This window comes from Cellulosimicrobium sp. NPDC057127 (genome assembly GCF_042670945.1).
Lineage (GTDB): Bacteria > Actinomycetota > Actinomycetes > Actinomycetales > Cellulomonadaceae > Cellulosimicrobium.
Genome location: NZ_JBHUUP010000001.1, coordinates 142,932 through 163,259 on the forward strand (window position 1 = coordinate 142,932; position 20,328 = coordinate 163,259).

General features: G+C 75.6%; 19 protein-coding genes. 9 read left to right on the forward strand and 10 right to left on the reverse strand.

The window, feature by feature from the left end; all coding sequences use genetic code 11:
• Window positions 1-36 precede the first annotated feature (36 nt).
• The gene (locus tag ACFTZA_RS00590) at window positions 37-789 is read left to right on the forward strand and encodes a UdgX family uracil-DNA binding protein (protein WP_378189621.1); all 753 of its coding nucleotides are present in this window, start codon (window positions 37-39) and stop codon (window positions 787-789) included.
• A gap of 32 nt (window positions 790-821) precedes the next feature.
• Here ACFTZA_RS00590 and ACFTZA_RS00595 read toward each other — a convergent pair whose 3' ends face one another.
• Genes ACFTZA_RS00595 through ACFTZA_RS00610 form a run of 4 tightly spaced genes read right to left on the reverse strand, consistent with a single transcriptional unit; the run spans window position 822 to window position 4,428 of the window.
• Window positions 822-1,481, reverse strand: coding sequence for a response regulator (locus tag ACFTZA_RS00595; RefSeq protein ID WP_378189623.1), 660 nt, complete (start codon window positions 1,479-1,481; stop codon window positions 822-824).
• A complete protein-coding gene (locus ACFTZA_RS00600) occupies window positions 1,478-2,809 on the reverse strand; it encodes a sensor histidine kinase (RefSeq protein ID WP_378190067.1) in 1,332 nt (443 codons plus the stop codon). The genes ACFTZA_RS00595 and ACFTZA_RS00600 overlap by 4 nt, the downstream gene beginning before the upstream one ends.
• A 33-nt stretch (window positions 2,810-2,842) precedes the next feature.
• On the reverse strand, window positions 2,843-3,715 hold the full coding sequence (locus ACFTZA_RS00605; RefSeq protein WP_378189625.1) for a hypothetical protein: 873 nt from the start codon (window positions 3,713-3,715) through the stop codon (window positions 2,843-2,845).
• Window positions 3,715-4,428, reverse strand: a complete 714-nt coding sequence (locus ACFTZA_RS00610) for an ABC transporter ATP-binding protein (protein WP_378189627.1) — start codon at window positions 4,426-4,428, stop codon at window positions 3,715-3,717. Before ACFTZA_RS00610 ends, ACFTZA_RS00605 begins: the two co-directional genes overlap by 1 nt.
• 267 nt (window positions 4,429-4,695) lie before the next feature.
• Here ACFTZA_RS00610 and ACFTZA_RS00615 point away from each other — a divergent pair, with 267 nt between their 5' ends.
• Window positions 4,696-5,610, forward strand: a complete 915-nt coding sequence (locus ACFTZA_RS00615; RefSeq protein ID WP_378189629.1) for a peptidoglycan-binding domain-containing protein — start codon at window positions 4,696-4,698, stop codon at window positions 5,608-5,610.
• Between the two features lie 29 nt (window positions 5,611-5,639).
• On the opposite strand, the gene ACFTZA_RS00620 is transcribed toward ACFTZA_RS00615, so the two are convergent.
• The 3 genes from ACFTZA_RS00620 to ACFTZA_RS00630 all read right to left on the reverse strand — a co-directional run bounded on the left by ACFTZA_RS00620 (window position 5,640) and on the right by ACFTZA_RS00630 (window position 7,882).
• Complete coding sequence (locus ACFTZA_RS00620) at window positions 5,640-6,392, reverse strand: septum formation family protein (protein ID WP_378189631.1); 753 nt, start codon at window positions 6,390-6,392, stop codon at window positions 5,640-5,642.
• Between the two features lies 1 nt (window position 6,393).
• Window positions 6,394-7,008 (reverse strand): DUF4190 domain-containing protein, encoded by a 615-nt coding sequence (locus tag ACFTZA_RS00625; RefSeq protein WP_378189633.1) that lies wholly within the window; start codon window positions 7,006-7,008, stop codon window positions 6,394-6,396.
• A 79-nt stretch (window positions 7,009-7,087) separates the two neighbouring features.
• Window positions 7,088-7,882 (reverse strand): exodeoxyribonuclease III, encoded by a 795-nt coding sequence (locus ACFTZA_RS00630; RefSeq protein ID WP_378189635.1) that lies wholly within the window; start codon window positions 7,880-7,882, stop codon window positions 7,088-7,090.
• A 100-nt stretch (window positions 7,883-7,982) separates the two neighbouring features.
• Here ACFTZA_RS00630 and ACFTZA_RS00635 point away from each other — a divergent pair, with 100 nt between their 5' ends.
• The 3 genes from ACFTZA_RS00635 (at window position 7,983) to ACFTZA_RS00645 (ending at window position 13,269) form a co-directional block, all read left to right on the forward strand.
• Complete coding sequence (locus tag ACFTZA_RS00635) at window positions 7,983-8,747, forward strand: SDR family NAD(P)-dependent oxidoreductase (RefSeq protein ID WP_378189638.1); 765 nt, start codon at window positions 7,983-7,985, stop codon at window positions 8,745-8,747.
• Between the two features lie 44 nt (window positions 8,748-8,791).
• Window positions 8,792-9,367 carry an orotate phosphoribosyltransferase gene (gene pyrE / locus ACFTZA_RS00640; protein ID WP_378189640.1) on the forward strand — a complete coding sequence of 192 codons (576 nt, stop codon included), beginning with the start codon at window positions 8,792-8,794 and terminating at the stop codon, window positions 9,365-9,367.
• Between the two features lie 266 nt (window positions 9,368-9,633).
• Window positions 9,634-13,269 carry an HtaA domain-containing protein gene (locus ACFTZA_RS00645; protein ID WP_378189642.1) on the forward strand — a complete coding sequence of 1,212 codons (3,636 nt, stop codon included), beginning with the start codon at window positions 9,634-9,636 and terminating at the stop codon, window positions 13,267-13,269.
• A 63-nt stretch (window positions 13,270-13,332) separates the two neighbouring features.
• Here the strand turns inward: ACFTZA_RS00645 and ACFTZA_RS00650 are convergent, their stop codons facing one another.
• Window positions 13,333-14,073, reverse strand: coding sequence for an HAD-IIA family hydrolase (locus ACFTZA_RS00650; protein WP_378190070.1), 741 nt, complete (start codon window positions 14,071-14,073; stop codon window positions 13,333-13,335).
• 101 nt (window positions 14,074-14,174) lie between these two features.
• On the opposite strand from ACFTZA_RS00650, the gene ACFTZA_RS00655 reads away from it, so the two are divergent.
• From ACFTZA_RS00655 to fbaA, 3 genes are all read left to right on the forward strand, one after another.
• Window positions 14,175-15,179: a DUF368 domain-containing protein gene (locus ACFTZA_RS00655; protein WP_378189645.1), complete on the forward strand. Its 1,005-nt coding sequence runs from the start codon at window positions 14,175-14,177 to the stop codon at window positions 15,177-15,179.
• A complete protein-coding gene (locus tag ACFTZA_RS00660; protein ID WP_378189647.1) occupies window positions 15,176-15,904 on the forward strand; it encodes a TrmH family RNA methyltransferase in 729 nt (242 codons plus the stop codon). Before ACFTZA_RS00655 ends, ACFTZA_RS00660 begins: the two co-directional genes overlap by 4 nt.
• 66 nt (window positions 15,905-15,970) lie before the next feature.
• Complete coding sequence (gene fbaA, locus ACFTZA_RS00665) at window positions 15,971-16,993, forward strand: class II fructose-bisphosphate aldolase (RefSeq protein ID WP_378189649.1); 1,023 nt, start codon at window positions 15,971-15,973, stop codon at window positions 16,991-16,993.
• A 113-nt stretch (window positions 16,994-17,106) separates the two neighbouring features.
• On the opposite strand, the gene ACFTZA_RS00670 is transcribed toward fbaA, so the two are convergent.
• Window positions 17,107-17,550, reverse strand: coding sequence for an STAS domain-containing protein (locus ACFTZA_RS00670; RefSeq protein ID WP_378189651.1), 444 nt, complete (start codon window positions 17,548-17,550; stop codon window positions 17,107-17,109).
• A gap of 170 nt (window positions 17,551-17,720) precedes the next feature.
• Here ACFTZA_RS00670 and ACFTZA_RS00675 point away from each other — a divergent pair, with 170 nt between their 5' ends.
• Window positions 17,721-19,958, forward strand: coding sequence for a SpoIIE family protein phosphatase (locus ACFTZA_RS00675; RefSeq protein WP_378189653.1), 2,238 nt, complete (start codon window positions 17,721-17,723; stop codon window positions 19,956-19,958).
• Window positions 19,959-19,965: 7 nt separating this feature from the next.
• Here the strand turns inward: ACFTZA_RS00675 and ACFTZA_RS00680 are convergent, their stop codons facing one another.
• Window positions 19,966-20,328 carry an STAS domain-containing protein gene (locus tag ACFTZA_RS00680; RefSeq protein ID WP_378189655.1) on the reverse strand — a complete coding sequence of 121 codons (363 nt, stop codon included), beginning with the start codon at window positions 20,326-20,328 and terminating at the stop codon, window positions 19,966-19,968.

Below are 20,328 nucleotides of genomic sequence, written 5' to 3' on the forward strand. Positions count from 1 at the left end.
CGTGCGGGGACGCGTCGCCGGGCGCACGGTGGGGCGATGAGCCCGTCCCGTGCAGCCGCCCGCCCCGGCGCGCAGGAGTGGGTGCCCGACGGCGCGGACGCCCGTCGCGTCGACGCGCTCGCCGCGGCCGCGCACGACTGCCGCGGCTGCGAGCTGTGGGCGGACGCGACGCAGGTCGTCTTCTCGCACGGGCCGGACGACGCGGCGCTCGTGCTCGTCGGGGAGCAGCCCGGCGACCGGGAGGACCGCGAGGGCGAGCCTTTCGTCGGACCCGCCGGCCGCGTGCTCGCGGATGCGCTCGAGGCCGCGGGCGTCGACCCCGACCGCGTCTACGTCACCAACGCGGTCAAGCACTTCCGGCACGAGCAGCGCGGGAGGCGGCGCCTGCACCGCACGCCCGACGTCTCGCACGTGCGCGCGTGCCTGCCGTGGCTCGAGGCCGAGGTGGCGACGGTCCGGCCGCGCGTCGTCGTCGCGCTCGGTGCCACGGCCGCCCGGGCCGTGCTCGGGCGCCCGGCGCGCGTCACCGCGGAGCGCGGCCGCGTGCTGGACGCGGAGGAGGCGGCGTCGTCGCCGTTCGCCGGACCACCCTCGGGCGGCACGGGCGGCACGGGCGGCACGAGCGGCACGGCGGACGTCCCGTCGCCGCTGGTCGTCGTCACGACGCACCCCTCCGCGCTGCTGCGCCTGCGCGACCGCTCGGGCTGGGACGAGGCGTTCGACGCGCTCGTGGCCGACCTGCGCGTGGCCGCGGACGCCGCGGGCCTGCCGGCGCGACGCGGCACGTGACGGTCCTGCCCGGTGGGCTCCGCCGGCCCGGGTCAGGACCCGGGCGCGACGACCCCGTGCTCGTACGCCCACACCACGAGCTGCACGCGGTCGCGTGCGCCGGTCTTCGTCATGATGCGGCTCAGGTGCGACTTCACGGTGCTGGGCTCGAGGAACAGCGACGCCGCGATCTCGGCGTTGGACGAGCCCCGGCACAGCAGCGCGACGATGTCGTGCTCGCGCGCCGTGAGCAGCGCCGCGGCCGTGTCGTCGCGCTCGCGCGGGGACCGGCGGCGCGCGAACTCGTCGATCACGCGCCGGGTGAGGGACTGGTCGACCAGTCCGTCACCGGACGCGACGCGCCGCACGGCGTCCACGAGGACGTCAGGCTCCGCGTCCTTGAGCAGGAAGCCGCTCGCCCCCGCCTCGAGCGCGCCGAACACGTAGTCGTCGAGGTCGAACGTGCTCACGACCAGCACGGGCACCGGGTCGACGACGTCCGGCCCGGCGAGCGCGCGCGTGGCGGTGATCCCGTCGCCGCCGGGCATGCGCACGTCCATGCACACGACGTCGGGGCGCTCGCGGCGCGCGACGCGCACGGCGTCGGCGCCGTTGGACGCCTCGCCGACGACCTCGAGGCCCTCGCTCTCCAGGATGACGGTGAAGCCGGCGCGGACGACCGCCTGGTCGTCGACGAGCAGCACGCGGGTCACGAGGCCTCCTCGGGGGCGGTGGGAGCGGGGGCGTCCGTGGCGTCACCGGTGCGGCCGCGGTGGTCGACGCGCGCGTGCCGGGGGACGGTGAGGCGGACGCGCCACGCGCCGTCGGGCAGGAGCCCCGCCGCGAGGGTGCCACCGACCATCGCCGCGCGCTCGGACATGCCGATGACGCCGTGGCCGGGGCCGGGGCCCTCGGGAGCGGTCGCGCCGGGCGGGACGGCGTTGCGCACGGTGAGCACGAGCCCGGTGGGCCCGTACTCGCGCCGGACCTCGACCGCTCGTCCGGTGCCGTGCCTGCGGGCGTTGGACAGCGCCTCCTGGAGCACCCGGTAGACGGTGAGCTGCTCGGCCGGTGACAGGTCCCACGGCTCGCCGCGGGTCGAGTCGTGCACGACGGCACCCGCGGCGCGCGCGTCGTCGAGCAGCGCGGGCACGTCGTCGAGCGTGGGCTGCGGGTTGCCCTCCGCGGCGCCCGAGCCGCGCAGCAGCCCGACGACGAGGCGCAGGTTGTCGAGGGTCTCGCGGCCCTGCGCGCGGATGCGTCGCATCGACTCCTTGGCTCGCTGCGGGTCGGCGTCGACGAGCCGCTCGGCCGCGGAGGCCTGCACGACGATCCCGGACAGGTGGTGGGCGGCGACGTCGTGCAGCTCCCGGGCCATGCGTCCGCGCTCCTCCAGCACGGCCCGGGCGGCGAGCGCCTCCCGCTCGCGCTCCGCCTGCTGCACGCGGACGCGCAGCTCGGCGAGCAGGGACCTGCGCGTCGCGACGTACTCGCCCACGAGGGCCGCGCCGAGGTAGGTCGCGAGCGCGTTGAGCAGCAGTCCGAGCAGCTGGGCGGCGTACGCCGGACCGCCCGTGCCGAGCGTGGACGCACCGCCGAGGGCGAACACGAGCAGCGTCTGCACGGCGGCCACCGCCGCGGCGGCGAGGAGCCCGCGGCGGCGGGGCGCGTACGCGCCCGCGGAGTACGCGGCGACGAGCGTCGCGGGCGCCTGGAACGACACGTACGACGGCAGGAGCGCGAGCAGGGCGACCTGCCCGACGACGACGAGGGCCAGGCACGCGAGCGAGGACCGGCGACGCAGGACGAGGCACGCGGACTGCGCGACGACGACCGTGAGCACGGCGACCCGCTCCGCCGTCGACAGGACCTCGACGCCGGGCCCGGCGCCGAACGCGGCGCCGGGCTCCGAGGCGACGAGGTGCTCGACGCCGAGGAACAGCGCGACGCTCGCGACCGCCACGAGCCCCGCGAGCACGGCGTCGCGCCCCGTCGCGGTGCGCACGCCCAGCGCGGCGAGGGACCTGCGCACCGCGTGCATCACGGGACCACCCTAGGCCGTGCCGACCGGGCCTCAGACGAGGTCACGACGCCGGAACGTCAGGGCGCCGGCGCCCAGCAGGAGCGCGACCCACGCGCACAGCCCGGCGAGCGCCGCGGCGACGCCGACGGGTGCTGCGGCGCCGAGGAGCGCCCCGGCGCCCTGGCCGGACGTCGCGAGGGCGCCGAGCCCGAGCGGGAGCCACGCCGCTGCGGCGGACTGGCCGCCCGAGAGTAGCGCGACCGCGGCCTGCACGAGCGGCTCGAGCAGCACGAGCGCACCGACGGTGACGATCGCCGCGACCTGACCGCGCACGAGCGTCCCCACGCCGAGCCCGAACCAGGTGAGCAGCACGAGGACGACGATCCCGCGTCCCCAGATGCCGAGGACCTCGCCGGCGGACAGGGCGAGACGCGCGTCGGGCGTCGTCGCGATCGCGACGAGCAGCCCTGCGGCGCTCACGACGGCCAGCGCGATCCCGATCACGACGGCGACCGTCGCCGTCGCGCCGGCCTTCCCCGCGAGGACGCGCAGGCGGGACGGCTGCACGAGCGCCGTCGGCACGATCCCGCCCGTGCGGAAGTCCGTCGTCACGGCGAGCACGCCGAGCAGCAGCAGGCACACGGCCGTCACGCCCGTCGAGCCGGCGCCCCCGCCGCCGCTGCCGAGCAGGTCGAGCACGGTCCGCTGGAACGCGGGCAGGGACGGGTCGCCGAGCGCGCCGAACGCGGGCCCGAGCTCGTCGGGCAGCCCGGCGGCCGGGCCCGTCGCTCCCTCGAGGCGGTCGAGCACGCGGGGGAGGGCGACCAGGAATCCCTGCGCGACGAGCATCCCGGCGACGGCGACGGCCGCGATGATCCAGGTGGCGCGGGTGGTGCGGAGCTTGAGCATCTCGGCGCGGTACATCAGCGCACTCCTTCGGTGGTCGAGGTGAGGTCGAGGTAGTAGTCCTCGAGCGAGCGGTCCCGCACGAGGTCGTCGAGAGGGCCCGCGGCGACGACACGTCCCTGGCCGATGACCACGAGGTCGTCCGCGACCTGCCGGACCTCGGACAGGACGTGGCTCGCGAGCAGCACCGCACCGCCGTCGTCGGCGAACCCGCGCAGCAGGTCGCGCAGCCACCGCATGCCGGCGGGGTCGAGCCCGTTCGCGGGCTCGTCGAGCACGAGCACCTCCGGCTCCCCGAGGAGCGCGGCGGCGAGCCCGAGCCGCTGCCGCATGCCGAGCGAGTACGTGCGCACGCGGCGGTCCGCGGCGGGGACGAGACCGACGAGCGCGAGGACCTCGTCGACGCGCCGCGACGGCAGCCGGGCGGCGGCGGCGAGGACGCGCAGGTGGTCGCGGCCGGTGCGGCCGGGGTGGAGGCCGCCCGCGTCGAGCAGGGCCCCGACGGTGCGCGCCGGGTCCTCGAGGTCCTGGTAGGCGCGTCCGCCGATGGTGGCGGTGCCCGCGGTGGCGGACGCGAGCCCGAGCAGCACGTGCAGCGTCGTGGTCTTGCCGGCGCCGTTCGGCCCGAGCAGCCCGACGACACGGCCCGGCTCGACCGTGAACGACACGTCGTGGACCGCGTCGAACGCGCCGTAGGACTTGCGCAGCCCTGAGGTCTGGACGACAGGCACGATGACTCCTTCCCGTGGGTGGACCGCACGGGCTCCGTGCGGTCCTCCCAGGTTCGTGGCGGGAGGGGCCCCAGGTCTTGGGCCGTGCGGGGGAACTGCGGTACCGACCTGCGGTGGAGGCGGGAGCCGTCACCCCCGTCCCCGCAGGTCACGGGGACGGGGGTGACAGGGCACCGCGGCATGGGGCACTGTGGTGTGCCCGACCGAACGTCCGGTGGGCGGCGCACCGCGCTCCCGCCGCGCACGACCGCGCAGGAAGGAGGCGATGTGCCCCGTCGTCCCGCACCGTCCGACCGCCAGTCCGACCGACAGCCCGACCTCGTCGCCGCCGGTGGCCACGACCGCCGTCCTGCCGTGCGCGCGTCCGGTGCACGGCCCCAGCGCACGTCCCTGCCGTGGGGCGCCGTCGTCGCGGGTGCGGGCGCGGTGACGCTCGTCATCGCGGCCGCGGGCATGGTCGGCGCCGCGACCGGCGGCCCGCCCGTCGTGGTGGTGCCCGGCGCGACCTCCGGCGGCGTCGACGACCGCGAGCCAGGGTCCCCCTCCGTCGTCCCGCGCGCGCAGGAGCCGCGCCCGACCGTCACGCGCATCCCTCCGGACCCGGACCCCGCCGGGACGCCGGACCGGGTCGAGGCGCAGGACGGCGGTGGTCGCGGTCCGGTGCCCAGCGCACCGTCCGTCGAGCCGGCGCCGGACGTGACCGTGGCCGAGCCAGCTCCCCAGCCCTCCGTGGACGCCGAGCCCCGCCCGACGCCGACGACCACCCCGACGCGCGAGCCGGCGCCGACGGACGAGGCCGAGGCGCGCGACGTGCGCTGGGTGCAGGAGCGGCTGCGTGCGCACGGAGCGGCGATCGACCTCACCGGCGAGCTCGACGACGCGACCGTCGCCGCCCTGCGGGCGTTCCAGGCGTCCGCGGGCCTGACCGTCGACGGGACGGCGAACGCCGCGACGCGCGAGGCGCTCGCGGCCACGCCTGCGCAGGACCCGACCGGTGACGACGACGCCGCCGGCTCGCCCGGCGACGCCCCGGGCGGCGCGGCGCCCTCGCCGTCACCGTCGGCCACGCCGCCGGCGGCCCGGCCCTCTGCGCCCGCGGCCGGCCCGGCCGGGACGACGCCGGGCGCGGGCCCGGCCGGGACCGCCCCCGCCCCCGCAACCCAGGGGTCCGCGAGCGGCTGACGCCCGCCCGGCGGCGAGGGCGAGCGCGGTCAGCCGACGAGGTCGGCCGGCAGCGGGTCCTCGCTCGCGGCGAGGCAGAGCCCGGTGCGGTCGCCGTCGCGCCACGACGCCTCGCTCGGTGCCCACACCACGCGCACGAGGTCTTCGGGGACGTCGGGACCGAGCGTCTCCGGGCCGCACACGCGCGCCACGCGGGCGGCCGCGGCGTCCGCCCCCGGCCACGTCTCCTCGGGCCCGAAGTCGGTGCGCGCCACGACCTGTGCCCGGTGCTCGTCCGCGCACGGCACGACGCGCACGCGGGCCACCTGGCCGTCCGGCGGCAGCGCGTCGAGGCAGCTGCCGAGCACGAGCTGGCGTGCGTGGACGGTCGCGGGCGCGGCGACGTCGCCCGCGAGTGGGGTGCGTGCCTCGTCGAGCTGCCACCAGCCGACCGCTCCGAGGACCCAGCCGAGCGTCGCTCCCGCCCCGACGGCCATCCCGGTGACCGCCAGGCCGCGCCCGCGGGTCCGGTGCGCGCGCACACGGCTCAGGGCCGCCGCGCCGAGGCCGATGCCGACGGGGCCGAGGAGCGCACCGACGGGCACGCTCGCCACCGCGAGGGGTTCGGTGCGCGGACGTGGTGGCTGCCAGCCCGGCGCCTGGTAGGTGCCGTCGGCGAAACCCCCGACCGCGGCCCGGTGCGCGGCGGGCGGAGGCGGGGGCGGCGGGGGCGTGGCGCCCTGCGGTGCGGTGCGCGGCGTCGGCTCCCGGCCGCCGGGCGGGGCGAAGAGGTCGTCGTCCACGTCACACCCCGTCCACGGCCAGCCCGATGAGGAAGAGACCGAGGAGCACGGTGCCGACCGCGCCGACGGCGATGCCCGCGATCGCGAAGCCCTTGCCGCGCGTCCCGTCGCGCAGCACCTGGTTCAGGGCGACGATCCCGAGGATCAGGCCGACGATCCCCGGCATGCCGACGCACAGCACCAGCGACGCGATCGAGACGATCATCGACGCGACCGCGAGACCGTTCGTCGCGGGCACCGGGGCGTAGCCGGCGCCGTACGGCGCGCCGTACGCGACGCCCGGCGCGCCCCCGTACGGAGGCGCCGGAGGGCTGCCGTAGGGCGCCCCGTAGGGGGTGCCGTACGCGGTCCCCGGCGGGGTGCCGTAGGCGGCGCCCTCGGGGGTGCCGTACGCCGCGGGCGGCCCGTACGGGCCGCCGGGAGGGGGCGGCGGGGTCGAGCCGGACGGGGCCGCGAACGGGTCGGAGCCCGTCGGGGGCGTCGCCACGCCCGCGTCCGGCGCGTCGTCGGCCGGGAGGGCGTACGGGGACAGCGCGGGCTGGTGCGGGCGCCGGGGGGCGTCAGGGTCCTGCGGCGCGTCGGGCGACCCGTACGGCGGGGTCGGAGGGGTCGTCATGCACACACCGTAACGAGCCCGCAGGCCCGCGCGGTGCTCTCCGCAACGGCCTCCGGGGTGCGTCGCGCCGACCGCGGCCTCAGCCGTCCGCGAGGTCGACGACGACCGGCACGTGGTCCGAGGCGCCGGTGCCCTTGCGCTCGTCCCGGTCGATCGCGACCCCCTGGACGCGGGCGCGCGCCGCGGGGGACAGGTACGCGAAGTCGATCCGCATGCCCTGGTTCCGCGGGAAGCGCAGGCGCTGGTAGTCCCAGTAGGTGTACGCGTGCTCGGCCGGGATCGCCTCGCGCGTCACCTCGGTGAACCCGGCGGCGCCGAACGCCGCGAACGCGTCGCGCTCGGCCGGGGTCACGTGCGTCCTGCCCGCGAAGTACGCGACGTCCCAGACGTCGGTGTCGAGCGGCGCGACGTTCCAGTCCCCGACGAGCGCCACCTGCGCCGTGGGGTCGTGCACGAGCCAGCCCTCGGCCTGCTCCCGCAGCGCGTCGAGCCACCGCAGCTTGTACGCGTAGTGCGGGTCCCCGACCTCGCGACCGTGCGGCACGTACAGGCTCCACACGCGCACACCGGCGCACGTCGCGGCGAGCGCCCGCGCCTCCACGCGCGCCGGGTCCCCGAAGGCGGGCTGGCCGGCGAACGACGTCGCGACGTCGTCCAGGCCCACGCGCGAGAGCACGGCGACCCCGTTCCACTGGTTCACGCCCGCGCACGCCACCTCGTAGCCGGCCGCCTCGAACGCCGCGACCGGGAACTGCGCCACGGTGCACTTCGTCTCCTGGAGGGCCAGGACGTCCGTCCCGGACCGCTCCAGGAACGCGAGGACCCGGTCGACCCGGGCGCGGACGGAGTTGATGTTCCAGGTCGCGAGGCGCACGGGCCCCAGGCTAACGACCACGGGCGACGTCCCCGCACGCCGTCGCGTGCGCCGACGCGTACGGGCCCGCTGCGCGCACGCGTCCCCGTAGGCTGGGGCCATGGCGACAGCACTCATCACCGGCGCGAGCGCCGGACTGGGCCTGGAGTTCGCGTGGCAGCTCGCCACCGCGCGGCACGACCTCGTCCTCGTGGCGCGCGACGAGGCGCGTCTCGAGCAGCTCGCCGGGCAGATCCGCGCCGCGGCGGGCGTGCACGTGCAGGTTCTCGCCGCGGACCTCTCGGTGCCCGACGACGTCGACCGCGTCGCCCGGCGGCTCGCCTCCGCGGGCGACGGGCAGGAGCGACCGGTCGGCCTGCTGGTCAACAACGCCGGGTTCGCGACCCACCAGCGGTTCGTCGGCGGCGACCTGGACGTCGAGGTCCGGGCGCTGGACGTCATGGTCCGGGCCGTCCTCGTCCTGTCGCACGCCGCCGCCGGGCAGATGACCGCGCGCGGGCGCGGCGCGATCCTCAACGTCGCGTCGGTCGCGGCGCTCACCGCCGGGGGTACGTACGCCGCCGCCAAGGCGTGGGTCCGCTCGTTCACCGAGGGCCTCGCCGTCGAGCTCGCCGGCACGGGCGTCAGCGCCACCGTGCTGTGCCCCGGCTTCACGCACACCGAGTTCCACGAGCGCGCGGACCTCGACATGTCCGGGCTGCCCGACGTCGCGTGGCTCGACGCCGACCGGGTCGTCGCGACGGCGCTCGCGGACGTGCGCCGCGGCGTGGTGATCTCCACGCCGTCCGCGCGCTACCGCGCGGCGTCCGCGCTCCTGCGGACGCTCCCGCGCTCCGCCGTGCGTGCGATCGGCAAGTACCGGTAGGCCCGTAGGCATGGGGCGGCCGCGGGGCGACTACCCTGACGGTCGTGGCTACCGACCTCTCCTCGACCCCGCGCGAGCAGCTGCTCGACCTCATCCGCGAGCTCGCCGTCGTGCACGGCCGCGTCACGCTCTCCTCGGGCAAGGAGGCGGACTACTACGTGGACCTGCGCCGCGTCACCCTGCACCACCGCGCGGCGCCCCTCATCGGTCACCAGATGCTCGACCTCCTCGAGGAGCAGGGGCTCGGCACGGCGGAGGTGGACGCGGTGGGCGGCCTGACGCTGGGCGCGGACCCGATCGCCGCCGCGCTCCTGCACGCCGCGGCGTCGCGGGGCCAGGACCTCGACGCGTTCGTCGTGCGCAAGGCGGTCAAGGAGCACGGGATGCAGCGCCGCATCGAGGGTCCCGACGTCGCAGGGCGCCGCGTGGTTGTCGTCGAGGACACGACGACGACCGGGGGCTCACCGATCGCGGCGGTCGAGGCGGTGCGCGAGGCCGGCGGCGAGGTGCTCGGCGTCGCGACGATCGTCGACCGCGCGACGGGTGCCGACGAGAAGATCCGTGCGCTCGGCGTGCCGTACCACTACCTGTTCGACCTGGCGGACCTCGGTCTCGCCTGACCCGGAGCTCCCCGCACGGCTCTCGGAGCACCGCCTCGAAGCACCGCCCGAACGCCCCGCGTCCGTCCTGGACGCGGGGCGTCGTCGTGCCGTGACCTGGGGCGACGTCGAGGGGAGGGCAGAGTCGAAGGTCGTGCACATCAGGCAAGGCTACCCTTGCTTTGGTGAGGCATGCCTTATATCGTCCGTCCCGGCAGGGCCTCGCCCCGGCCCGCCGCGGCGCTCGGCCGCGGCGCCTCCGCAGCACGACCAGCACGGGAGAGCTTGTGCGCACATCACTGCCAGGACGCCTCCGGCGCGGCCTCGCGACGTTCCTCACCGGCGCGCTCGCCGCCGGGCTCGCGGTCGGAGGCGTCGTCGCGCCCGCCCGGGCAGCGTCCGCCGACGTCCAGGACGGCACCGCGTCGTGGAACTTCGTCGACTCCTGGGCGGGGTACGTGACCGGCCCGATCGCGCAGGGCACGATCACGCCCGCGCCCGTGGACGGCGCCTCCGTCTATGGTCCCGCGACGGGGACCTACGACGACGAGACCGGCACCGGGACGATCCGGTTCGGCGGCGCCACCCGCTACGAGGGTCACCACGGCGAGCTCGACCTGACGATCTCCGACCTCACGCTCGAGCTCACCGGCCCGACGTCCGGCACGCTGCGCGCCGACTTCTCGGGCACCGTGAACGCCGGTGCCGGGGACGACGCCACGGTCGCCGCCGTCACGGTCGACGTCACCCGCTCGGGCGACGAGGTCACCGTCGTCGCCGACGGGGCCATCGACTCGTTGGCGCACGTCTCGTCGTACCTGTCGCTCTACGACGGCCGCGCCATCTCGACGCTCACCGCGCACCTGACCGTGCCCGAGCCCACCGCGCCGGCGACCGCGACCACGACGGCGCTCACCGCCGACCCGACCGGCACGTCGGTCGAGGGTGCCACGGTGGCGCTCGCCGCGACGGTCGCGCCCGCCGCCGAGGGCACCGTCGAGTTCCGCGACGGGCAGACCGCGCTCGGCAGCGCGGCCGTGACGGACGGGGTGGCGCGCCTCGACGCGTCGGAACTCGCCGTCGGCGACCACGGCCTGTCGGCGACGTTCACGCCTGCCGATCCCGCGGCCTTCCTCGGCTCGACCTCGCCCACCGTCGCGCACGCCGTCACGGCCGCCCCGGCGGAGCCCGAGCCGGACCCCGAGCCCGAGCCGGACCCCGGCACCGATCCGGTGGCGGACCCGCAGGTGACGGTCACGCCGTCGGCTCCGGTCGACCCGGCGGTGGAGAACTCCTTCACGGTCTCGGGGACCGGCTTCGTCGGGCCGGCCGCGCAGTACGGCGCCTACGTCGTCCTGGGCGACGCGTCGATCTGGGACGGCTCCGGCCCGCTCGTCGCGGACGGGTGGCTGCAGCTGGCGTGGGTGCGTCCCGACCAGGTGGTGGACGGGGCGTTCACCACGACGCTGACGGTGCCGGCCGGGTCCTTCGACCCTGCTGTGGAGTACGTGATCGCGACATCGGCGGCCCACGGCCTGTCGGCGACGGACCGCCGTCTCGACACGTTGACGCCGCTCGCCGTGCAGGCATCCGGCCCTGAGGAACCTGTGTGGGAGCCGGTGATCGAGGTGCTCGCCGCGGACGGTACGACGCCGCTCGGCGACACCGAGGTGTCGGTGGGCGACACGGTCGTCGTCAAGGGCTCGGGCTTCGACCCGGCGGGGAACGTCGGCGGGCGAGGCATGCCGATCCCGGCGCACCTCCCGCAGGGCACCTACGTCGTGTTCGGCAGCTTCGCCGAGCAGTGGCGCCCGTCCGAGGGCATCAAGGCGTCGGCGCGCAAGGTCGGCTCGCAGTCGTGGGCGCTCGCGGAGTCCGTGCTCGAGCAGGTGCCGCCGCAGTTCCAGGGCGCCATCCGTGCGGCCTGGACGGAGATCACCGAGGACGGCACGTTCGAGGCCGAGCTCGTGGTGAAGAACCCGGCCGCGCTCGAGGGGGGCCGCTACGGCGTCTACACCTACCCCGCGGGCGGGGTGACGAACGCCGACCAGGAGCTCTACGTCCCGGTCGCGTTCGACGCGCCGGCGCCGCTCACGCTCACCGCGGCGTCGTCGACCGTCGCGCCCGGCGAGTCGGCGACGCTCACCGTCGGAGGCCTCACGACGCAGGACTCCGTGCAGGGCGTGACGCTCGACGGTGAGCCGGCGACCTACACGCGGGACGGCGGCACGCTCGTCGTCTCGGTCCCGCAGGACGCCACGGACGGTGACCACGTGGTCGCGGTGACGTCGGCGCTCGGCGCCTCCGGGAGCACGACCCTGGCCGTGAAGGCACCGCCCGTCGTCGAGCCCGAGCCGGACCCCGAGCCGCAACCCGTCGTGCCGACGACGGTCGGGACGCTGACCTGGGGCGTCAAGGAGTCGTTCCGCACCTACATCGCCGGGCCGATCGCGAAGGGCGGCGCCACGGCGACCGACGGCGCGAGCGTCGAGGGCGGCGTGTTCGCGTTCCAGCAGCGAAGCGCCTGGAAGGCGCCTGCGGCGGGCGTGTCCACCGACTACCGTGGCACCGTGCGCTTCACCGGGCACGACGGCCTGCTCGACCTCACGCTGTCCGACCCGGTCGTCGAGGTCACCGGCCCGACGTCGGCTCGCCTCCTCGTCGACGCGACCTCGAAGGGCCTCGACGGGTCGACGTTCGACCGTGCCGACGTCGTGCTCGCGACCCTCGCGCTCGGCACGCCGACCACGGGCGCGGACGGCTCCGTGACGTACGCCCGGGCCGCGGCGACGCTGACCGCCGACGGCGCGACCGCGTTCTCCGGCTTCTACGCCGCGGGCACCGCGCTCGACCCGGTGACGTTCACCGTCGGCGCGTCCACGCAGCAGCCGGGCGGCGGCGGCACGATCGGCGACCCGGGCGACGGGTCCACGGGCGGCGACGTCGACCCGGCGAAGGCGACGCTGTCCGTCGCGCAGGTCGTCCCCGGCGGCGAGGTGACGATCAGCGGTGTCGGGTTCGACGCGAACGAGGCCGGGCTCCGCACGGAGATCCACTCGACGCCGCGCGTGCTCGCGACCGGCGTCGCCGCGAACGCGGGCGGCGCCGCGAGCTCGACGGTGACGATCCCGACCGACCTCGAGCCGGGGGAGCACACGCTCCTGCTGATCGGCGCGCACCACACCGCGTCGGCGGCCATCACGGTCGTCGGGGCGGAGGAGACCGCCGCGGGCTCGGGCACGAGGACGGCCGCCGCGGAGCAGTGCTTCGCGCAGGGCGTGAACGGCGCGACGCTGGCCTGGAACGTCAGCGACCGGTTCCGGGCGTACGTGACCGGCCCGATCGCCCAGGGCGCCGTCTCCACGACGGGCGTCCGGGACGGCGGGACGACGTTCACCTGGAGCGGCGGCAAGGGCTCGTTCAACACCGACCTCGGCAAGGGGCGTGCGAGCTACGGCGGCACGGTCGCCTTCTCGGGCCACGACGGCATCCTCGACCTGAAGATCTCCGATCCGCGCGTCGTCGTCGACGGCTCGACGGGCACGCTCGTGGTCGACGTGCAGAGCAGCGACATGGAGGGCAACCGCTCCAGCTCGAACGGGGTCGCGTTCGCGAGCCTGGACCTGTCGGGGGCGAAGGCCGCGTCCGGCTCGACGGTCACGTGGAGCGGCGCACCTGCGACGCTCACCGCGGCCGGGGCGGCGGCGTTCGCCGGCTTCTACGAGGCCGGCACGGCGCTCGCGCCCGTCACGGTCTCGTTCCCCGTCGGCGGCGACGTGGAGTGCGACGTCTACTCCGGTCTCGCCGGCACCGGGTCCGACGACGCGGACCTCGCGCTCCTCGCGACGACCCTCGTGCTCGCCGGGTCCGTCCTCGTCGGGGCGGCCGCGCGCCGCCGGGCACGCGTGCTCGTCACCGCCTGACGCACCGACGACGGCGCCCGGTCACCTCGGTGACCGGGCGCCGTCGTCGTGGGGCGGGGGCGCTCAGACCAGGTCGACGAGGTCCGCTACGGAGTCGACGACCTTGCTCGGCCGGAACGGGTACCGCTCGACCTCGGACATCCGGGTCGAGCCGGTCATGACGAGGTACGTGTACAGGCCTGCCTCGATGCCCGCGACGACGTCGGTGTCCATGCGGTCGCCGATCATCGCCGTCGTCTCGGAGTGGGCGTCGATCCTGTTGAGCGCCGAGCGGAACATCATGGGGTTCGGCTTGCCGACGAAGTAGGGCTTGCGGCCCGTGGCGGACGTGATCATGGCCGCGACCGCGCCGGTCGCCGGCAGCGGCCCCTCCTGCGAGGGCCCGGTGGTGTCGGGGTTCGTGCAGATGAACCGCGCGCCGTCCAGGATCAGCCGGACCGCCTTGGTGATCGCCTCGAACGAGTACGTGCGCGTCTCGCCGAGCACCACGTAGTCGGGGCTGGACTCGGTGAGCGTGTACCCCGCCTCGTAGAGCGCCGTCGTGAGCCCTGCCTCGCCGATGGCGTACGCGCTGCCGTTGGGCACCTGGTCGGTGAGGAACTGCGCCGTCGCGAGCGCCGACGTCCAGATCGCCGACTCCGGCACGTCGATGCCGGACGTGGCGAGCCGCGCCCGCAGGTCGCGCGCCGTGAAGATCGAGTTGTTCGTGAGGATGAGGAACGGGCGCTCGCTGTCGCGCAGCGCCTTGACGAAGTCGGCGGCGCCGGGGATCGCGTGCCCCTCGTGCACGAGCACGCCGTCCATGTCGGTGAGCCACGACTCGATGGTCCGCTCGGTCACGTTGCGCTCCTTCTGCCGGGATGGGGCCGCGGCCAGCCTACTGGCCCGCCCGCTACCCTTCGCGGGTGACGAGAACCGCCCACGACGACGACCCCACGCCCGGCAGCGCGCACGTGCAGCCCGCCGAGCACGACGAGCACCCGGCCCACCTCGCGCGCCCGCGCACCTCGTGGCGGTCGGCCCCGGCGTCCGCCGTGCGGGGCGGGCTCGTCGGCGCCGCCGAGTCCGTGCCCGGCATCTCCGGCGGGACGGTCGCGCTGGTCGTCGGCCTCTACGACGACCTGATCGACGCGGCGAGCCAGCTCCTGCACGCGCTGCGCGAGCTGGTCACCGGCCTCGTGCGACGCCGCGGGGTCGCGCCGGCCGTGCGCGCGCTGCGTGCCGTCGACTGGGCGCTCCTGGTCCCCGTGCTCGCCGGCATGGCGGTGGTCCTGCTGCTGTCGCTGCGCCTGATCGCGCCGCTGCTCGAGTCGAACCCCGTCCCGGTCCGCTCGGTCTTCTTCGGCATGATCGTCGTCTCCGTCGCCGTGCCCCTGCGGCTCATGCCGGCGCGCTTCCGCCCGCTCGACGGCGTCCTGCTCGTCGTCGCGGCGGTCGCCGGGTTCCTGCTCACGAGCCTGCCCCCCGGCCAGGTCGACGACCCCTCGCCGTGGTACGTCTTCCTCGGCGCCGCGATCGCCATCAACGCGCTCGTGCTCCCAGGTGTCTCGGGCTCGTTCGTCCTGCTCGCGATGGGCCTGTACGTGCCGGTGCAGGAGGCGCTGTCCGAGCGGGACCTCGCGTTCGTCGGCGCGTTCGTCCTCGGCGCGGCCGTCGGGCTGGGGTCCTTCGTCAAGCTGCTCCAGTGGCTCCTGCACCACCGCCGCCAGGTGACGATGGCCGTGCTCGCCGGCCTCATGGTCGGCTCCCTGCGCGCGCTGTGGCCCTGGCAGGAGGACGACGGGTCGCTGCTCGCGCCGACGGGGTCGGTCCTCGGGCCGGTGCTGCTGGCGATCGGGGGAGCGCTGGTCGTCGTCGCCGCGATGCTGTGGGAGGCGCGGGTCGCGCGGCGCGCGCAGACCAGGGCGTGACGCCCGAGGTCGGCGTCGGTCCCTGGCCCGGAGGGCCGGACGCCTGGCCGCGCGTCGACGCGGCCGGCAGGCCGTCGGCGGACCACGGCGACCCGCTCGACCCGCGGTACGACACCGAGCTCCTCGAGCACGGGGACCGGCGCAACGTGGTCGACGCCTACCGGTACTGGACCGTCGAGGCGATCGTCGCGGACATGGGCCGGCGCCGGCCCGCGGACCGGTTCCTCCACGTCGCCATCGAGAACTGGGCGCACGACCTCAACATCGGCTCGGTGGTGCGCACCGCGAACGCGTTCAACGCGGCCGGCGTGCACGTCGTCGGGCGCCGACGCTGGAACCGGCGCGGCGCGATGGTCACGGACCGCTACCTGCACGTGCACCACCACCCGTCCGTGGCGGAGCTCGCGGCGTGGGCGACGGGGGAGGGCCTGCCCCTCCTCGGTGTCGACAACGTCCCCGGCTCCGTGCCGATCGAGGGGTACGCCCTCCCGCCGGCGTGCGTGCTCCTGCTCGGCCAGGAGTCCACCGGCCTGACGCCGGAGGCGGTGGCGGCGTGCCGCGTCGTCCTGCACATCACGCAGCTCGGCTCGACGCGCTCGCTCAACGCCGGGGCGGCGGGCGCCATCGCGATGCACGCGTGGGCCGAGCAGCACGCCGTCCCCGGCGCGGCCGCCGCGGGCGGCGCCGGAGCGGGACGCGAGGGACCACAGGCCGAACGGCCCTGACCGCCGACCGGCATCCGTGCCAGACTTTGGGGGACACCACCCAGCACGACTCCACAGGAGCTCCGCATGCCCATCGCAACCCCCGAGGTCTACGCCGACATGATCGACCGGGCGAAGGCAGGCAAGTTCGCCTACCCGGCCGTCAACATCACGTCGTCGCAGACCATCACCGCCGCGCTCCAGGGATTCGCCGAGGCCGAGTCCGACGGCATCATCCAGGTCTCGGTGGGTGGCGCCGAGTACGGCTCGGGCTCGACGGTCAAGGACCGCATCGCCGGCTCGCTCGCGCTCGCCGCGTACGCCGCCGAGGTCGCGAAGAACTACCCCGTGCAGATCGCGATCCACACGGACCACTGCGTCAAGAAGAACCTGGACTCCTGGGTCCGTCCGCTGCTCGCCATCGAGGCCGAGCAGGTGAAGAACGGCGGCCTCCCGACGTTCCAGTCGCACATGTTCGACGGCTCGGACATCCCGCTCGAGGAGAACCTCGTCATCGCTGCGGAGCTCCTCGAGCTCTCGCAGGCGGCCCGCACCATCCTCGAGATCGAGGTCGGCGTCGTCGGCGGCGAGGAGGACGGTCACGAGGCGGCCATCAACGACAAGCTCTACACGACGGCCGAGGACGGCCTCGCGACGGTCCGCGCGCTCGGTGCGGGCGAGAAGGGCCGCTACCTCACGGCGCTCACGTTCGGCAACGTGCACGGCGTGTACAAGCCCGGCGCCGTCAAGCTCCGCCCGTCGATCCTGGCCGAGATCCAGAAGGCCGTCGGTGACGAGATCGGCAAGGAGAACCCGTTCGACCTCGTGTTCCACGGCGGCTCCGGCTCGACGGCCGAGGAGATCGGCGAGGCCGTCGACCACGGCGTCATCAAGATGAACATCGACACGGACACGCAGTACGCGTTCACGCGCCCGGTGGTCGACCACATGTTCTCGAACTACGACGGCGTCCTGAAGATCGACGGCGAGGTCGGCAACAAGAAGGCCTACGACCCGCGCGCCTGGGGCAAGCTGGCCGAGGCCGGCATGGCCGCCCGTATCGTCGAGGCGTCGCAGCAGCTGCGCTCGGCGGGGCAGAAGATCCGCTGACGACGGCGTCCTCCGACGCTGCACGACGAGAGCCCCTGGTCCGCGGACCGGGGGCTCTCGTCGTGCGCCGGCCTGTGCCGCCTGTGCGCAGGCGTCGTGGCGTGGCTCGGCGGTCAGGCCGGTGCGGGCGTCCCGCCGTCGGCGTCCGTGCTGTCGGCGTGGTCCTTCCCCAGGTCGAACCCCGGGTCGGTGTCGACGATGTCGAGGAGCTCGCCGATGCGCGTGACCTCCAGGAGGAACCGCACGGTGGGCGGGGCGCGCAGCACCCGCACCCGGTGCGGGCCGCGGGAGGCGAGCCGGGCGAGGAACGCGACGCCGGACGAGTCCATGAACGTCACGTGGTGGGCGTCGATCTCGACGGGCAGACCGGAGTCCTCGGCGGCGGCCGTCGCCTCCTGCAGGTCGGCGCCGAGCTCGGCGTCGATCTCACCGGACAGCACGATGCGAGCCCGGGTGGCACCCACGATGACGTGGACGCTCGCGGGCTCGCCCCCCTGTGCGGGGTCGCCCGTGACGCCGACCGGTCGGTCGGCGGCAGAGGAGGTACCTTCGCGCACCGGCGCTCCTTTCAGCGGTTCCTGACCCCCACGGGTCTCGGGAAGCACCAATCTACGGTTGAATGTCCAGTCGGGACAGTAACGCGACCGGAGCGTGTGCAGCCAGAGGCACGCGCCGCGCAGCGCACGTCGACCGTGCGCGCACGGGTCGGGACCAGGTGTCGGAGGTGATGATGGGCGGATCGCCGAGCCTCGGCACCGACCTGCCCGCGCACGTCCGGGACCTGTGCGCGCGGGCCATGGAGAGCGCGGGCGCCGCGATGTTCGTGACAGGCCCGGAGTCCGACGGCATGCCGATCCTGTGGGTGAACTCCGCCTTCGAGCGGCAGACCGGCTTCGCCGCGCAGGACGTCGTCGGACGTGGCCCCGGCGTGCTCCGGCCGCTCCTCGCCGAGCCCGTCGACAGGGACTCCGTGCGCGCGGCGATCGCCGCGGGCCGTGAGATCACCCACACGCTGCGGGCACGACGCCGGGACGGGTCGCTGGCGTGGGCCCAGCTCACCCTGTCCCCGCTGCACGACGCCGACGGCGCGGCCGCGCACTGGGTCGGTGTCCAGGTCGACGTCTCGGAGCACGTCGAGCGCTACGCCGCGCAGGTCGCGTCGCTCGCGCTGGAGCGCCGGGAGCGTGCCGTCCTGGACGTGGTGGCGCGCAGCTCGGACCTGCTCGCGGACCTCGACCAGCCGTTCGCGCTGCGCGACATCACGGCGCTCCTCGCCGGGTACGCCGTCGACTGGGCGGGCTTCTACCTCAACGACGACGGCCTGCGCTTCGCCGAGGGCGTCGACACCGCCGCGCCGCCGAACGGTCGGGGGCAGCGCCACGGCCGGTACTCGCCGGGGGCGTTCCAGCCGGTGCCGGGCGCGAACGCGACGGACGCGCTCGGTGACGCGGCGGTCGCCGACGCCTCGACCGCCCGCGCGCGGCTCGTCGACGTCCCGGACCGGGTCCAGGACGTCCTCGACGGGCGCATCGAGGGACCGGTCGCGCTCGACCTCACCGCGACGTACCCGCAGTGGTCGGCGTCGGGCTGGCTCCAGCGCGACCTCCAGCACCGGCTCGCGCGCCTCGAGCACCGCCCGACCTCCGTGACGGTCTCCGGCGTCCCCGGCCGTCGTCGCATCCTCGGCCTGCTCGTCACGAGCGGCGACGCCCGGACGAGCGGGGGCGCGACCGGCGGGGCGGACCATGCGGCGCAGGACGGCGTGCGCACGCTCATCCAGGTCATCGCCCGCCGGGCCGGCACGGCGATCGACAACGTGCGCCTGTACGCCCGCGAGCACCGCCTCGCGGAGACGCTCCAGCGCGCCATGCTCCCCGAGCAGGCCGACGTGACGGGGCTCGACGTGTGGACGTACTACGCGCCGAACTCCGAGCACGCCCAGGTGGGCGGCGACTGGTACGACGTCCTGCAGATCTCGCCCGAGGTCGTGGGGCTCGTCATCGGCGACGTCGTCGGGCACGACGTCGAGGCGGCGGCGGCGATGGGCCAGCTGCGGTCGGTCGTGCGCTCGTACGCGTACGAGCTCACGACGCCCGGTCCCGTGCTCGAACGCGTGGACCAGCTCGTCCAGGGCATGCGCATCCCGCGCTCGGCGAGCCTCGTCTACGCGGCGCTCACGCGGCCCGACGCGACCGACCCCGACGACGCGTGGCGGATCGAGTACTCCCGCGCAGGCCACCTGCCGCCGCTGCTCCTGCGGGACGCCACCGTCACGCAGCTCGACGACGCGGGCGGCGCGCTCGTCGGCTTCGGCGGTCGTCGCACCCGCGCGACGGGCGTGGTGTCCCTGCGCCCCGGCGACACGTTGCTGTTCTACACCGACGGTCTCATCGAGCGGCGCGACCGCGCGCTACGCGTGGGCCTGGAGGCCCTCGTGGCGGCCTCGCGCGCGATCACCGCGGTCGACGCCGCGGGCGTCGGCGAGGAGCTGCTGTCGCGGCTGGCCGACGCCCCGGAGGACGACGTCGCGCTCGTCGTCGTGCGGATCCCCGACCCGGAGCGCGACCCGCACGTCGCCGTCCTCAGCCCGCGCAGCCGCCGGTGGCTGCTGCCCAGCGAGGCGGCGTCGATCGGCCGGGCGCGGCACGCCGTCGTGCGCACGTGCCAGGCGTGGGGCGTGACCGACAGCGCGAACGCGGAGCTCGTGGTCTCGGAGCTCGTCGCGAACGGTGTGCTCCACGGCTGGGGGCACCTGGCGCTGCGCCTGTTCGACACGGGGGACGGGATCCGGGTCGAGGTCGAGGACGCCAACCCGGCACCGCCCGTGCCGACGGACGGGCACGCGAACCGCATGGGCGGGTTCGGCATGCAGATCGTCGAGCGGCTCGCGGACTGGGGCTGGCGCCCGACGGCGTCCGGCAAGCTCGTGTGGGCGACGCTGCGGCCGCAGGCCGCGCAGCGCTGAGGGCCGGTCAGGACCTCGGCTCGACCTCCGCGAAGCCCGACGGCGGCGTCGCGGGCTCGCAGCGGTGGTCGGCGTCGATGCGGAAGAGCTCGAGGGCGCCGCACACCTCGAGCACGAACAGGTCGCGGTCGTCGCAGCCCCGCAGCACGGTCGCACCGCCGCGCTTGCGGCCGGAGTCCGCGAGCGAGATGAGGAACGCCGCGCCCGTGGAGTCCATGAACGTCACCCGGCACATGTCGATGACGAGCAGCTGACGGCGCAGCCCCACCACGCGGGCGGCGATCTCCGGGAACTGGTCGCGCTCGGCCAGATCGAGGTCCCCGGCGATGACGAGGGTCGTCGTCGCGGGCGAGGTCGCGATCTCGATCAT